Consider the following 13,526-nt stretch of genomic DNA (forward strand, 5'->3'; position numbering starts at 1 on the left):
AGGAGTATAATGGAGGAAAAAGTAAAATCACTTGTCGGAGAATTGCATCCGATAGGCTTTGTCATTAGTGACTGTCGTTCTACGGAAACTGTACCGCTCTATGGCAAAACGGCAGTGATTCAAATTTTGGACAGTTATCTGCCTGCCTTGCATCGTTTAACCGAGCATAGTCATTGCTGGATTTTAAGCTGGTTTCACGAGGCTAAACGTTCTATTTTACGAACCAGACCGGTCAGGGTAAACGCCGATTTGCCGGAATACGGGGTGTTTGGTCTCAGGTTTCCTTCGCGCCCCAATCCGATTGCCCTTACACTGGTCAGGATTGAACAGCTAGCGGTCAATCAATTGGCAGTGACCGGGCTGGATGCAATTGACGGCACGCCGGTACTTGATATCAAACCTTATTATGAAGCTGATATTATTTTTTCACCGCGCACTCCCTATATAGTTTCGAAAAACCCGGAAATGCGCCGGGGCAATTTGATCAAGCAGGCCCTGGCCCACCATGGGGAAGCCTGTGAGAGCCTGGAACTGGGGGTCAAGATGACCCTGCTGGCAGAACAGTATTTCGGACAAATTCAAGCGCCGGATTTAACTGTTGTGGTCAAAGGAAACGCCTGTCTGGCGGATGTTATCCAAGGGCTTACCAGGGCCAGGCTGGCCAATCCGCCCCGCTTTCGTTTTGTTGAGCAAGCCGCAGCCGAAGTATGTTGGCAAAAAGGCGGTCAGCGGCTGGTCATGAGCCCGGGACCAGGCCAGGCAGTGAGCATTGCCGGCCGGGACGCAGGAACGGTTTGAACGCCTGGTGCTGTAACCTGGGCAAAGGGGAGCCTGTAAAATGCATCTGCATTTTACAGGCTCCCCTTTGCTCCGCCTGACTGCTGTCAGCGGAAAATGGACTAGTCCAGGGTCAGGCGCATACATTGGCCAAATTCGACATAGGATAAAAAATCGCGGCGCTGGTGAAAGGAATGGGTAAAATTATATTGAATCAACCAGCGCTTAAAGGCTGATTCGATGTATGCGGGCGCTGTCTGATATAAGCGCAGGCCTTCAAAAAAATGGCTCAGCAAAAATTTGTGAAAGCTGTCGACAGTGCCAAAGGATGACGGCGTTTCCTGCCAGGACAAGCCCCAACCCTTTGCTGCCGCTGAAACGGATAAATCTCTGATGATAGCGGTTTTGGTTGAACACATAACGGTGGATAATGTGGACTGACGGTGGTGGTAAAAAGGCCTGATCGTATTGACTAACAGCTCGTAGCCAATCTGGATAGAACGTTCCGGATGAAAGATTGCAAAAGAATAGCCATTAAACCGGTCGATGAACAGGTGTAAATATCGCTGTCCGTTAATTTTATGCTGCAGCCGGCGGGAGGAGAGACAGTCATACAGCATCAACTGCCCAGGCCGGTCAGCCTTAAACGCACGGTCGCGAAACGCCGGATTCAGCCGTTCAATAAATCTGATTTGCTGCTCAGTGAGGTTCAAACCGGCGTGATAAAAATTCAGCAGCTTGTGATACACGGCAATCCGGCTGCCGACGCCGTTTTGGCTTTTCAGGTAATGTAAATCCTTTAAAGACAGGTTGAAGCCGTGACGATCAAAGTAATGCAGTAAGCGAAAATCATTCCAGAAAGGATTCGATAAACAGATGCTGTGAATAAGTTCATGCAGCTTTGCAGCCATTTCAGGGTTCAGCGCAGCCAAGCCGGCGGAAAGAGCTTCCGGCTGCTGCTCCAGTTCAGGGCCGCCCTGTGGTGCGGAATAGCTCAAAGCGTTTTCCATCAGCAATAAACGTAAACCGGCAGTCATAATTCGTACCTCCTGTAATCAGAAAGTTTATGGATGCGCTTTACAGCGGCGATTATTCCGCCATAAAAAATAAAAGCCAGCCCGGCGTGGACGCCGACCGGGCTGGCACTGCAGTGTGACCAAAAAATTAATCTTACAATGCTATTATATACGGTGAAGCTGTTAATTGCAATAGTTTTCGTTAGCTTATGTTGGTTTATGTTAGTTCTAGTTTGGTGCAGCAGCATTAAACTTCGGAGATAATACTGCCCATTTGCGCAATATCATAACCGCCCATGCCGGAAATTTCGTTGCGAAAGGAGTCTGATTTTAAGACAGCAAGTACTGCCTGGAACTGAGGTTTGGGCAAATCTTCCTTGCGGATAACCAGATCATAACGTTCCCGCTGCAGCGGGACAAAATCTATACCTGCTACCTGCAGGGCAGCTTTTTCAATGCCGATGCCAACATCGGCATCGCCGCGGGCGACACAGCTGGCAACGGCCAAATGGCTCATTTCTTCATGTTTATAGCCGATAATTGCCTGTTGGTCGATATTCAGCTTATGCAGCTTTTCATCCAACAGTACCCTGATGCCGGCGCCGGGTTCCCGATTGACAAAACGAATGCCGGGTTGAAGCAAATCGGTCCAGGTATGAATAGCTTTGGGATTGCCGGCGGCAACGTAGAAGCCGGCAAAACGGTAGACTAGGTTAATGATAACGGCTTTATGACCTGGCAGCATACGACGGACATAGGGCGTATTGTACTGATCGGAATCGCCATCCCAAAGATGGGCGCTGACTAAATTGGCTGTTCCGCGATACAAAGCCATTAACCCGTCAATACTGCCGATGTAATTGCGCAAAAACTGTATATGCGGCATTTGGCGTTCTAAATGACGGGTCAGAATATCAAGAGAAATGTCCTGACCGCAGATGATGAGGCCGTCTTGGGTCAAAAAGGGCGGGGCGGCCGGCCCTGGCTGCTGGGTTGCATGGAATTGCAGGCCTTTGGCGGCTTTTTTATAGTTTTCCAGATCGGTTGCCTCTACGCGGACCTTGCGGCCAATTTTGTAAGCGGTTAATTCACCTCGTTTAATCAGTTCATATACGGTAAACCGGGATATTTTCAGAATTTTGGCAACTTCCTCCGGCGTATAAGAAATATCTTCAGGCATAGGCGTTCACCTCGAATATTAGTGTTGACTTCTATTATATCACACTATATAATGATTGATAAAATAATCTATGTTGACTTATGTTGGTTTATCATAGCTTAAGGCTGGCAGTGCTGAATGGTTTTGTGTTGTTTTTTAGGATATAGCACATGAAACACAATACAACAAAGCTTACGCTATGGTAAAAGTGACAATCCTCGAGCTATATGTGGGTATTTTTGCTATAATCGTCGCGGCGCAGTGCCTGAGGCTAAATGGTACATAAAATAACGAAAAGGGGAGAGGAAACATGAAATTATCTAAATTGATGCTGCTATTCTTAGTACTGGCAGTCAGCATGGCTTTGGTTGCCGGCTGTAGCGGAACCAAGCAGCCGGCTCCAGCGGCGGCCCAGCCGGTAGAATTGAACATTGCGGCCGCTGCCAGCCTGAAGGATGCAATGGGGGAAATTCAGAAACTGTATACGGCAAAAAAGCCTGAAGTTACGCTTGTTTATAACTTTGCTTCCTCCGGTGCATTGCAAAAGCAAATTGAGCAAGGGGCGCCGGCGGACTTGTTCATTTCAGCGGCCGCCAAACAAATGGACGAGCTGGAAGGCAAAAATTTGATTAAGAAGGAAACCCGTAATAACCTGGTGGAAAATTCGCTGGTCATTATTGTACCGAAAGATTCGCAGCTTAACTTAAGCAAATACGAGGATTTGACGCAGACCGCAGTCAAAAAGGTCGGCATTGGTGAAACCGAAACTGTTCCTGCCGGCCAATATGCCCAGGAAGTATTAAAAAAATTAGCCTTATGGGATACGATTAAGGCCAAAGCCGTAATGGCCAAAGATGTTCGCACCGTATTGACTTATGTAGAAACCGGTAATGTTGATGCCGGCATTGTCTACGGTACAGATGCGGCAGTCAGTGAAAAAGTGAAAGTTGTTGCCACCGCGCCGGCTGGTTCACATCAGCCAATTGTTTATCCTGTGGCAGTCTTAACCGGGGCAAAGCAGCCCCAGGCAGCTGATGAGTTTCTGGCCTTTCTCAATGGGTCTGAGGCCAAAGCGGTGTTTGAAAAATACGGTTTTACGGTGAGTAAATAAGCTAACGCACAAGGAGGTGTCTTTTAAATGCGATGCATTTTGAGGCACCTTGTTTTTTCCCGGTGTATTTGCCGGTGCGGCATTCAGTATGTGCTGAAGTTAAGATGATTGCAGGTGATGAGGTTGATTGATTGGCAGCCGGTAATTTTATCATTGAAAGTGGCGGTAGTTTCATTGCTGTTTATCTTTGTACTCGGTATTGCCACGGCTTTACTGATGACCAGAAAGCAATTTCCGGGCAAAGCGGTGATTGAGTCGCTCATCACGATGCCGATGGTACTGCCGCCAGTAGTTACAGGGTTTGCCTTATTGCTGCTGATCGGTAAAAACGGTCCTGTCGGCAAGCTGATGACAGCCTGGTTTGACGTCCAGCTGATGTTTACACAGACGGCTGCAGTGCTGGCAGCCGTGGTCATTGCTTTTCCGCTCATGTATCAGAGTGCAAAGGCCGCTTTGCAGAGCATTGACAATTCCTTGGAAGATGCAGCCCGGACACTGGGAGCGAGTGAACTGCGGGTGATATTGACCGTCACTTTGCCGCTGGCTGTTCCCGGTTTGGTCGCGGGCGGGGTGCTGGCTTTTTCCCGGGCTTTGGGTGAATTTGGCGCGACCATCATGATTGCCGGCAACATTCCCGGTAAAACCCAAACCATTCCAATTGCAATTTATTTTGCCGCCGAATCAAACGATTTAACAGAGGCCGGTTATTATGTGGCGGTAATCAGCATCATTACTTTTGGCGCTATTTTATGGTTAAATACCTGGTCTAAAAAACATTCCTGGTATCCTGGAACCATACGGGGAGGCAGGCCGCATCGTGTTAACAGTGACAATTAAGAAAACGCTGCCCGATTTCGAGCTTAACCTGGAGTTTAGGGTGAAAAATAATATCCTGGTATTGTTCGGCCCTTCCGGCTGCGGTAAAACTACTACCTTGCGCTGTATTGCCGGTTTGGAGAAGCCTGATGACGGAGAAATAACGTTAGGCCGGGAAACGTTTTTTTCCGCGCGGCAGAGGATATTTATGCCGCCGCGCACACGCGGCGTCGGTTATATGTTTCAGGATTACGCTTTATTTCCCCATATGAGCGTTGAAAAAAATATCTGGTATGGCGTAAAACAGCGGGAAAAGGCGCAGGAACTGTATGGCAAACTATTATTGCTGTTAAAAATAAGGCCGCTGGTTAATCGCGGCATTAAGCGGCTGTCCGGCGGCGAGAAGCAACGGGTAGCTTTAGCCCGGGCCTTAATGGCGGAGCCAAAAATATTGTTGCTGGATGAGCCGCTGTCGGCGCTGGATGCGGAAACCCGCCTGGAACTGCAGGCGGAACTGAAGCAACTGCACAGCATTTGGCGCATTCCCTTCATTATGGTTACTCATGACCGGGACGAAGCCGAAAAATTAGGCGATCAGATTATTTTTATGCGCCAAGGGGAAAAAGTCGCCGGCAGTTTTTAGCTGAGGCAGCCGGAATGATTTTATCTGCTTTCTCACTTGTAATGTTGCCGGGAAGGATATATAATCTATACATAAATCATTGGACAGGTAAAGAAGCGTTTATTAATCCGAGGCCCGGCTTGCGTATGCTTGCCAGTTGTATAAATAAGACTGAATTGGCAACGATATACTAATCATTTATTAAGGAGGCGCTTGCAGTGAGTAAAATCAGCGGCAGAAATCAGCTTAAGGGTACCGTAAAGGAAGTGGTGAAAGGCGCGGTAATGGCTAAAGTGGTGATTGACTATAAAGGTGAACTCATTACCGCCACAATTACCACTGACTCAGTTGACGATTTGGATTTAAAACCAGGGGATACAGCGACTGCTTTGATTAAATCCACCGAAGTCATGATTATTAAATAACAATCTCTGTAAAGTACAAGGGAGCGCCTGCAATGCACAGCATTTCAAGGCGCTCCCTTTTTTCTTTGCAAGCAAACGGATACCCCGTCCTGTATGACCATGCCCCAGCGTCCTGGAGAGGACTTACAGGCGGTTACTGCAATTCAGTACATTGCGGATTTTGTGCTTGACCATATTTTTTATCGCTTCACGGGCGGGTTTTAAATATTGCCGCGGGTCAAAATCGCCGGGATGAGTGGCCAGATGTTCGCGGATCGAAGCCGTCATTGCCAGACGCAAGTCAGTATCAATGTTGATTTTACAAACGCCCAGCTTTCCTGCTTCCAGCAGCATAGCTTCAGGAACGCCCTGGGCGCCTTTCAGCTGTCCGCCAAAGTCATTGCATTTCCGAACGAATTCCGGCAGGACTGTTGATGCGCCATGGAGCACAAGCGGATAGCCTGGCAGCATTCTGGTGATTTTAGCCAAGCGTTCAAAATCGAGCTCCGGTTCGCCCTTAAACTTATAAGCGCCGTGACTGGTGCCGATCGCAATCGCCAGTGAATCAACCCCGGTGCGTTCAACAAATTCTACCGCCTGATCCGGATCGGTATAGGTGGCGTCTTTGGCGCTAACGTTAACGGCGTCCTCAACGCCCGCCAGGCGGCCAAGTTCCCCCTCGACGACTACACCGCGCGCGTGAGCATAGTCAACCACTTTTTTGGTGAGGGCAATGTTTTCTTCAAATGGCAGCTTTGATCCATCCACCATAACCGAACTGAAACCGCCGTCAACGCAGGATTTGCAAATTTCAAAATCTTCGCCATGGTCTAAATGCAGACAGATCGGCAGCCCCGAATCTTCCAGAGCAGCTTCGACTAATTTGATTAAATAAGTATGATTGGCATATTTTCGAGCGCCTGCCGATACTTGCAAGATTAACGGGGCCTGTTCTTCTTTAGCGGCTTCAACAATACCCTGAATGATTTCCATGTTGTTAACATTGAAGGCGCCAACTGCATATTGTCCTTCATAGGCCTTGGCAAACATCTCTTTCGAAGTAATTAATGGCATATGTTCCCCTCCTACGGTTAGTATAGTCCTTACTTAATTATACCATACAACGGCGGCCTTCCATAGGTGGGACAGGGGCTATATTGGTAAAAAAAGGCTGGTTTTCAGGGGTTTTTAAGGGTATTGATGGCGAACTCCATGTCTTTGGGTAAAGGACAATTTATTTGGATAAGTTTCCTGGTCAGAGGGTGTTCAAAGCTGAGGCTGCTGGCATGTAAAGCCTGGCGTTTCATGTGGGTGAGCGGGCCGCCATACAAATCGTCGCCAAGCAGCGGGTGGCCAATATGGGCAAAATGGACGCGGATTTGGTGTGTGCGTCCGGTTAACAGTTCTATTTCGACCAGGCTGGCATTGGCGTAAGCGGCTAGTTGACGGTAACGGGTAACGGCAGGCTGGCCGGTATCGCAAACTGTTCGTTTAATAATGCTGTCAGGGCAGCGTCCGATGGGCGCTGTGATACAGCCGGAATCAGCGGCCAGGCTGCCGGCTGCAACAGCCGTGTAAATTCGTTGCAGTCTATGGCTGGCTGACAGTAAAAATTGAATGTGGGCGATTTTGGCGATGGCAATTAAGCCCGAGGTATTCTTGTCCAAACGGTGGATAGGATGATAGGCAAAAGGCAAATGGCGCTGACGGTAATAAAATAACACGCCGTTAGCCAGCGTATGGGCGGATTCCTTGACGGTGGGATGAACCAGAAGCCCCGCCGGCTTATTGATGATTAACAGGTATTCGTCTTCATAATAAATATCCAGCGGCATCTCTACCGGGGTGATGTCGCAGTTTTCAGCCCACACCAGCGTGATGAGATCGCCGGGGGCAATTGTGCTGTTGGGGGCGGCGGGGTTGTTATTGATCGTGATGGCACCGCTGGTTTTAAGTTTTCGCCAGGCGCTGAGCGATAAGCCGGCCTGCCGGCGGAGAAAGTCTTTTAATCGCTGCTGCGGCGCGTTTAAGGGGACGGATAGTTTCAGCATCGTTCCTCCTAAAGATGGTACTGTGCTACTATTGTATCACTTTTTAGAGGTTAGGCAAGCAATCTAGCCGGCCAAGTCTAAAGCTGGGGGAACAATTACGTCCGGCAAGGCGAAGGAGCCGCACCTATCGGGCATTATATAAGTTGTTGCCCTTATGCCGTACGGATGAGGCGGCAGTGCGAAAAAAGATGCGCTGGCTAAGCTGAAATTTAACTTTGTCAAGACACTAGGAGCGATCAAAATTGATCGCCCCCGGTTTAGGTCTACTTGATGTATTACATAGAGCTGTGAATCATTGTGATTAGATCAGCCATATGTTCACGTTCCATTGTCAGAGATTCCTTAAGGTAGTCATTCATAGGCTCCCCGCGCAGGCTATAAACATAGACCATACGACGATGGCGGCGAATGAGCGCCGTCAGCAGGAATAGTAGTAGCAGGCGACTGATTCCAGGCTGTTGTTCCCGTTTGTCGAAATTATCGTCGCGCATTTTAACCCCGAATTTTTTTAGGGCGTTATTCATGGCTTCATCGTGCATGCAGATCATATGGAGTACATCCATATAGGCCTGCCAATGGTTTGCGGCCATCGTGTCAAGATTATCCCGCATCGTGTCTTTGGCCTGTTCGGCTGCTTCCAGAGCGGTTTTTAGAAGGTCCAGCTGTTCAATAGCTTCTGCATGCAGTGTTTGCATATGATCCAAATCAATTGATATAGCTTGTTTGCTGCGTAGTTTTCGCAAAGGATTTCCCTCCCGGCGATTTTTGCTATATCTTATGCCGAATTTGGATAATATGTGTAAGGGCAAGCTGCTTAACCCTTAAATGGTGCGATGAATCTGAGCATGCAGATCGGAATATGCATAGAGACTGATTTGCGGCGCATACAAACATTAACGATGATAAAATCGCAGCCGACATAGCATAAGGTGCCGCAGAAAGATTCACGGCCGCAGAGACGGGCGTCCACTGAAAATAAAACTTCATCACCTAACAGGCATAACAAACGATCTCTAAATGTTGCATCCGGAAACGCATGAACTTTAGGCCCGCTATATTCACACAGATCTTTTTCCGGATAATCGCAACAATGATCCCTATTTTCTTCTTGATACCAATGTGGATATTTGCTATCCATAAAACCAACATCCTCCCTTTATTGTAATAGAATTGAAAGTCTTTGGAGTGCCTACCTGATACATCATATGAATGGCCTAGACATAATGCTACTGTCCGTAAACATTTTTCATCGGTTGGAGCAAAGCAAGGCGGCGAAATGAGAAAGTAGATGCGATTGCAGGAATAGCCCGAATAATCCCGAATTATAAAAATTAACTGCTTAGAAGGAGGAAATTATGGAAATATCTAAATATAGCTATGTCATTCTGGTGGGCTTTTTTGTTTGGCTGACAATTGCTCCCCGCAATAGCAGTCCGCGTTTTGGCGAACTATTTTTGGCCTATATGGTAGCACTCTTGTTCAGTCTTGTAGCGACAAGCGAAATTATCATGATTAAGCCGGTGGCTTTCTTTTTTACCGTAGGCGGAGTTTTGGCATTTTGCTATCTTGTTGCGCGCAAGACGATAAGAGTTACGATAAAAAATAAATGACAAAGGAGTGTTGAGTATGGCAAAAGACTGTTCTTTTGATATTGTATCTGAGGTGGATCTGCAGGAAGTCGATAATGCGGTTAACCAAACCGCTAAAGAAATAGGTCAGCGCTTTGACTTTAGAAACAGCAAGTCATCTATTGCGCTGGAAGGTGAAGAGGTTAAAATGATCGGTGATGATGAGTACAAGCTTAATAGCATTATCGATATCCTGCAAACCAAAGTAATTAAACGCGGCATATCTTTAAAAAGTTTGGATTATGGCAAGATTGAACCGGCTGCGCATGGTACGGTCAGGCAAACGATAAAAATCAAAAAAGGCATCAGCAAAGAACAGGGCAAAGAGGTAATTGCAGCCATAAAGGGCGCGAAGTTAAAAGTTCAGGCGCAAATGATGGATGACCAGGTCAGGGTTTCCGGTAAGAATAAAGATGATTTGCAACAAGTCATTGCTAAACTCAAACAAATTGATTTAGACGTTGATTTACAATTTATTAATTTCCGATCGTGAGGTAATAAAAAAACAAGGGGTGTCTCAATGCAGCGGCATTGAAAGACATCCCTTGTTCGATCCATCGATTTGCCCGCCAGCCGGCAAGCAGACCGGTTAGTGCGGTATAACGGCCGACCGGTTCGGCGGCCGCCGGATTTAAATCAGCGACCTTACTGGTCGTTCGCCAGTCCGAGAAGGTCAAGCAGTTTAAAGCAGAGACTGAGTAATATGGAAACAATGGTTGCTAAGGCCATACCTTTCAGCGTAACTGTGCCAATGGTGATATTTGCTCCGCTAATGCCGATGATAAGCACAACTGCGGTTAAAATGAGATTGCGGGCCCGGCTGTAATCTACCTTGGATTCAACCAGCATCCGCACTCCGGAGGCGGCAATTACACCGAATAGCAGCAGAGAAACGCCGCCCATTACCGGAACGGGAATACTTTGAATAGCTGCGGCCAGCTTACCGACAAACGACAGGATGATGGCAAGTACTGCCGCAACGCCAATGACCCGCACACTATAAACTTTGGTAATGGCCATTACGCCGATATTCTCCCCATAAGTGGTATTCGGAGTGGAGCCAAAAAAACCTGAGATCAAGGTGGATAAGCCATTGCCCAGCAGCGAGCGGTCTAAGCCCGGGTCTTTGGTAAGGTCACGGCCGACGATATTGCCTGTGACAATCAAATGTCCGATATGTTCGGCGATAACAACCAGCGCCGCAGGTACGATAATGGCAATGGCGCTGAGATTAAATACGGGCTTATAGAATTGCGGCACGGCAAACCAGGCTGCGGCGACGATGCCTGATAAATCAACAAGGCCCAGGAATGCCGCCAGTACATAACCGCCAATTACGCCAATCAGAATGGGAATGATGGCCATAAAGCCCCGGAAAACAACTGAACCGAAGATGGTAACTGCTAAAGTGAATATTGACACAGTTACCGCTTTCGGATCAAGCGTCTTTGCCGTCAGTCCGGCCATGTCAGCGGCTACCGGCGCTAACTCAAGGCCGATTACCGCGACGATGGCGCCCATCGCAGCCGGTGGAAAAACAGTATTAATCCAGTTGGTGCCAACAACACGGATGCTTAAGGCCACGAGGGTGAAAATTGCCCCGGTAACAATAAAGCCGCCTAAAGCCGCTTCGTAGCCGTACTGCGGCAGAACAAGAAATACCGGTGATAAAAAGGCAAAGCTGGAGCCTAAATAGGCGGGGATTTTTCCTTTGCAAATAAATAAATACAATAAAGTGCCGATTCCGTTAAACAGCAATATGGTAGCCGGATTTACCTTGAACAGAATGGGTACCAGGACAGTTGCGCCAAACATTGCAAACAAATGCTGCAGGCTTAACGGCAGTGTCTGAATCATAGGAAGTTTGTCCTCAACCTGGATTACTCGATTACTCATGAAAAAGCCTCCTTGTTATAGTGGGCACACAAAAGTCTCTTACCAAAGGTAAGAGACTAAAAAGGCAGAGCTTAAGCCAACGCGCTTGTGTACCTTTTTAGTCTCGCAGGACTAAATTAAAGGATAATATGCTTTAAATTTAACATAGAATGGACTTTATGTCCATCATTTTATCAAAATATGCTGGGCAGTTTGCGCTATATTAGATACAATAGAGGTAACAGTTATGAAGGGTGGAAACATTTTATGGCAAAAAAACCGTTAGCATATGGGTCGCGCCGCACAAACAACGAAGGCGAAGCTAAGGCCTTATCTGAGCATAACTTTCGTCATGTTGATCAGATAGAAAGATGGAAACAGGAGTATGTGCGTTATACTACCGCTGAGGAGAAGCTGGCGTCCCTGAGTAAACTTAGCTACGATCCAGTTGATTATGCCCTGATGCTGGTTCCGGCGCCCTGGGTTGAACGGCAGGCGCCCGATTTCAATTATCTGATTGAGGAAGCCAGAATAGCTGCTGAAAGCAAGTTTTTTACTCCCATTGCCTATCGGTTTGCCGGATTTATTGTAAGTATAGTCATGCTGATGCTGAGCACCAGCTCTGCTTTTTTATGGATATCCGGAGTTTTGACAATGGTATTGCTGGCAAGCCTTTTTGTAGCAATACAGCAGCGTTATACCGGTATTGACGCCGCTGTCGGCAATGCCCGCGCTGAAGCACAGACCCGGACCGAGCAGATGCGGCAAATGATCGCGGAAGAAAAGCGCCGGCATGAAGAAGCGGAAACAGAACGAATTGCCGTTGTGGAAAAATTAATGGCCGGAGATATTGCTGCAATTTTTACGCGCCTTGATCATGTTTTGTCAGGGCTGAATTTTCCCGTGCCGGTCGAAGTAACTGTAAATATTTATGCCGAGATTCCGTTGATCAAGATTGTCCTGCCGCCGAAATCAATCATACCCCTGCAGTCTTGCGCCATGCTGCCGTCCGGACGTTTAAAGCATACCGACAAAGAAGCCAGAGCGGTGAACAAACAATATGTGGAATTATGCGCCGCAGTAATGATGCAAATCATGTCGGTACTTTATGCTAACATACCGTCATTTGACCGGGCGTATGTCTGGGGACTGACCAAAAATGCCACCGAGCGGGATTGTGTATTTGAACTGACGCTGAGCCGTGAAGAACTGGCTAAAGCCTGCCTGGCTGAAACCGGGATTGCTGCTGTCCGGCAGCTGCAATCCCGGTTTGAAACTGATACCGCGTTAAATCTGAAAATACTTGAAGCCGATCCACCGCCTGAATGGGAAGGGGCCCCGCAACAGCTGGTCCGCAGCATGCATATCAATCTGGCAAAATGATAAAAATATATAAAATAAATAAAGATAAACAGGAATTTGTGAATCGCGGTCAAATAGTTATCATTGAATGAAGAATTACAAATAGGGAGGAATTAGCTATGAAAATTGCTGATCTTATGCAAAGCGCCGACTGGAAAGCCGAAAAACATGCTCCGGTCATTGACGCGCCGGAGCAGGTTAAAGCGGGTGAAAAAATTGCTGTTGAGGTTAGCGTTGGCAAGGAAATTGCCCATCCCAATACCACAGAACACAATATCCGCTGGATCAAGCTTTACTTCAAGCCCGATAACGGTAAGTTTCCTTATGAAGTCGCCTGTTTTGAGTTCAATGTACACGGTGAGTCAGTGGAAGGACCCAATAAAGGACCTGTGTACACTGAACCTTTCGGCAAAGCAGTATTAAAGCTTTTGACTTCCGGAACTTTTGTAGCTACTGCGTACTGCAACATTCACGGACTGTGGGAAAGCGATAAGGCAATTAAAGTAGCGGAATAACATTGATCCCGGCTTAGGCCGGGATTTTTTGCGGTCAAAAAAATGAAGGATTGTCTGAAAAGGTGTGTAATTTGGTTAGAGGTTTCGCCAAGTCAGCCAGGTTCAGCCGGCGAATCGAAAAAAGCCTGTCTGCAAGTGTAAATTAAATGCCATCAATGTCCATTTGGGAGAGGAAAATGTGTTTTTATGA

The 13,526-nt window shown here is 47.4% G+C and carries 16 protein-coding genes; 9 read left to right on the plus strand and 7 right to left on the minus strand.

Annotation, left to right across the window (positions count from 1 at the left end; all coding sequences use genetic code 11):
• Window positions 1–9 precede the first annotated feature (9 nt).
• Window positions 10–798 carry a tRNA (N6-threonylcarbamoyladenosine(37)-N6)-methyltransferase TrmO gene (gene tsaA, locus BLR06_RS08260; RefSeq protein ID WP_092071235.1) on the plus strand — a complete coding sequence of 263 codons (789 nt, stop codon included), beginning with the start codon at window positions 10–12 and terminating at the stop codon, window positions 796–798.
• 101 nt (window positions 799–899) lie between these two features.
• Here the strand turns inward: tsaA and BLR06_RS08265 are convergent, their stop codons facing one another.
• The gene (locus BLR06_RS08265; protein WP_092071238.1) at window positions 900–1,814 is read right to left on the minus strand and encodes a hypothetical protein; all 915 of its coding nucleotides are present in this window, start codon (window positions 1,812–1,814) and stop codon (window positions 900–902) included.
• A 226-nt stretch (window positions 1,815–2,040) separates the two neighbouring features.
• The gene (locus BLR06_RS08270) at window positions 2,041–2,973 is read right to left on the minus strand and encodes a helix-turn-helix transcriptional regulator (protein ID WP_092071241.1); all 933 of its coding nucleotides are present in this window, start codon (window positions 2,971–2,973) and stop codon (window positions 2,041–2,043) included.
• Window positions 2,974–3,262: 289 nt separating this feature from the next.
• Here BLR06_RS08270 and modA point away from each other — a divergent pair, with 289 nt between their 5' ends.
• The 4 genes from modA (at window position 3,263) to BLR06_RS08290 (ending at window position 5,926) form a co-directional block, all read left to right on the plus strand.
• Window positions 3,263–4,063 (plus strand): molybdate ABC transporter substrate-binding protein, encoded by an 801-nt coding sequence (gene modA, locus BLR06_RS08275; protein WP_092071244.1) that lies wholly within the window; start codon window positions 3,263–3,265, stop codon window positions 4,061–4,063.
• A gap of 117 nt (window positions 4,064–4,180) precedes the next feature.
• Entirely contained in the window at window positions 4,181–4,900 is a 720-nt protein-coding gene (modB, locus tag BLR06_RS08280) for a molybdate ABC transporter permease subunit (RefSeq protein WP_245698092.1), read from the plus strand.
• Window positions 4,881–5,522: an ATP-binding cassette domain-containing protein gene (locus BLR06_RS08285; RefSeq protein WP_092071250.1), complete on the plus strand. Its 642-nt coding sequence runs from the start codon at window positions 4,881–4,883 to the stop codon at window positions 5,520–5,522. Before modB ends, BLR06_RS08285 begins: the two co-directional genes overlap by 20 nt.
• A gap of 197 nt (window positions 5,523–5,719) precedes the next feature.
• Entirely contained in the window at window positions 5,720–5,926 is a 207-nt protein-coding gene (locus tag BLR06_RS08290; protein WP_092071253.1) for a TOBE domain-containing protein, read from the plus strand.
• A 123-nt stretch (window positions 5,927–6,049) separates the two neighbouring features.
• On the opposite strand, the gene fba is transcribed toward BLR06_RS08290, so the two are convergent.
• The 4 genes from fba to BLR06_RS08310 all read right to left on the minus strand — a co-directional run bounded on the left by fba (window position 6,050) and on the right by BLR06_RS08310 (window position 9,094).
• Window positions 6,050–6,979, minus strand: coding sequence for a class II fructose-1,6-bisphosphate aldolase (gene fba / locus BLR06_RS08295; protein ID WP_092071256.1), 930 nt, complete (start codon window positions 6,977–6,979; stop codon window positions 6,050–6,052).
• 104 nt (window positions 6,980–7,083) lie between these two features.
• Entirely contained in the window at window positions 7,084–7,956 is an 873-nt protein-coding gene (locus tag BLR06_RS08300; protein WP_092071259.1) for an RluA family pseudouridine synthase, read from the minus strand.
• 275 nt (window positions 7,957–8,231) lie between these two features.
• Window positions 8,232–8,699 carry a hypothetical protein gene (locus tag BLR06_RS08305; RefSeq protein ID WP_092071261.1) on the minus strand — a complete coding sequence of 156 codons (468 nt, stop codon included), beginning with the start codon at window positions 8,697–8,699 and terminating at the stop codon, window positions 8,232–8,234.
• Window positions 8,700–8,770: 71 nt separating this feature from the next.
• Complete coding sequence (locus BLR06_RS08310; protein ID WP_092071264.1) at window positions 8,771–9,094, minus strand: hypothetical protein; 324 nt, start codon at window positions 9,092–9,094, stop codon at window positions 8,771–8,773.
• 217 nt (window positions 9,095–9,311) lie between these two features.
• Between BLR06_RS08310 and BLR06_RS08315 the strand changes: the two genes are divergently transcribed.
• Both BLR06_RS08315 and BLR06_RS08320 read left to right on the plus strand, forming a co-directional pair.
• Window positions 9,312–9,566, plus strand: coding sequence for a hypothetical protein (locus tag BLR06_RS08315; protein WP_092071266.1), 255 nt, complete (start codon window positions 9,312–9,314; stop codon window positions 9,564–9,566).
• Between the two features lie 16 nt (window positions 9,567–9,582).
• Window positions 9,583–10,077, plus strand: a complete 495-nt coding sequence (locus tag BLR06_RS08320; RefSeq protein WP_092071269.1) for a YajQ family cyclic di-GMP-binding protein — start codon at window positions 9,583–9,585, stop codon at window positions 10,075–10,077.
• A gap of 152 nt (window positions 10,078–10,229) precedes the next feature.
• On the opposite strand, the gene uraA is transcribed toward BLR06_RS08320, so the two are convergent.
• Window positions 10,230–11,480, minus strand: coding sequence for a uracil permease (uraA, locus tag BLR06_RS08325; RefSeq protein WP_092071272.1), 1,251 nt, complete (start codon window positions 11,478–11,480; stop codon window positions 10,230–10,232).
• A gap of 246 nt (window positions 11,481–11,726) precedes the next feature.
• Between uraA and BLR06_RS08330 the strand changes: the two genes are divergently transcribed.
• Complete coding sequence (locus BLR06_RS08330) at window positions 11,727–12,842, plus strand: hypothetical protein (protein WP_092071275.1); 1,116 nt, start codon at window positions 11,727–11,729, stop codon at window positions 12,840–12,842.
• A 98-nt stretch (window positions 12,843–12,940) separates the two neighbouring features.
• A complete protein-coding gene (locus BLR06_RS08335; RefSeq protein ID WP_092071278.1) occupies window positions 12,941–13,336 on the plus strand; it encodes a class II SORL domain-containing protein in 396 nt (131 codons plus the stop codon).
• Window positions 13,337–13,526 lie beyond the last annotated feature (190 nt).

This window comes from Dendrosporobacter quercicolus (genome assembly GCF_900104455.1).
Taxonomy (GTDB): Bacteria; Bacillota; Negativicutes; order DSM-1736; family Dendrosporobacteraceae; genus Dendrosporobacter; species Dendrosporobacter quercicolus.

What these genes read in the sequence shown, in the direction of transcription:
- BLR06_RS08300 (WP_092071259.1), bottom strand. Translation starts at nt 7,956, where the DNA reads ATGCTGAAACTATCCGTCCCCTTAAACGCGCCGCAGCAGCGATTAAAA.
- BLR06_RS08330 (WP_092071275.1), top strand. Translation starts at nt 11,727, where the DNA reads ATGGCAAAAAAACCGTTAGCATATGGGTCGCGCCGCACAAACAACGAA.
- BLR06_RS08315 (WP_092071266.1), top strand. Translation starts at nt 9,312, where the DNA reads ATGGAAATATCTAAATATAGCTATGTCATTCTGGTGGGCTTTTTTGTT.
- BLR06_RS08310 (WP_092071264.1), bottom strand. Translation starts at nt 9,094, where the DNA reads ATGGATAGCAAATATCCACATTGGTATCAAGAAGAAAATAGGGATCAT.
- BLR06_RS08335 (WP_092071278.1), top strand. Translation starts at nt 12,941, where the DNA reads ATGAAAATTGCTGATCTTATGCAAAGCGCCGACTGGAAAGCCGAAAAA.
- BLR06_RS08265 (WP_092071238.1), bottom strand. Translation starts at nt 1,814, where the DNA reads ATGACTGCCGGTTTACGTTTATTGCTGATGGAAAACGCTTTGAGCTAT.
- fba (WP_092071256.1), bottom strand. Translation starts at nt 6,979, where the DNA reads ATGCCATTAATTACTTCGAAAGAGATGTTTGCCAAGGCCTATGAAGGA.
- modA (WP_092071244.1), top strand. Translation starts at nt 3,263, where the DNA reads ATGAAATTATCTAAATTGATGCTGCTATTCTTAGTACTGGCAGTCAGC.
- BLR06_RS08270 (WP_092071241.1), bottom strand. Translation starts at nt 2,973, where the DNA reads ATGCCTGAAGATATTTCTTATACGCCGGAGGAAGTTGCCAAAATTCTG.
- tsaA (WP_092071235.1), top strand. Translation starts at nt 10, where the DNA reads ATGGAGGAAAAAGTAAAATCACTTGTCGGAGAATTGCATCCGATAGGC.
- BLR06_RS08320 (WP_092071269.1), top strand. Translation starts at nt 9,583, where the DNA reads ATGGCAAAAGACTGTTCTTTTGATATTGTATCTGAGGTGGATCTGCAG.
- modB (WP_245698092.1), top strand. Translation starts at nt 4,181, where the DNA reads ATGAGGTTGATTGATTGGCAGCCGGTAATTTTATCATTGAAAGTGGCG.
- uraA (WP_092071272.1), bottom strand. Translation starts at nt 11,480, where the DNA reads ATGAGTAATCGAGTAATCCAGGTTGAGGACAAACTTCCTATGATTCAG.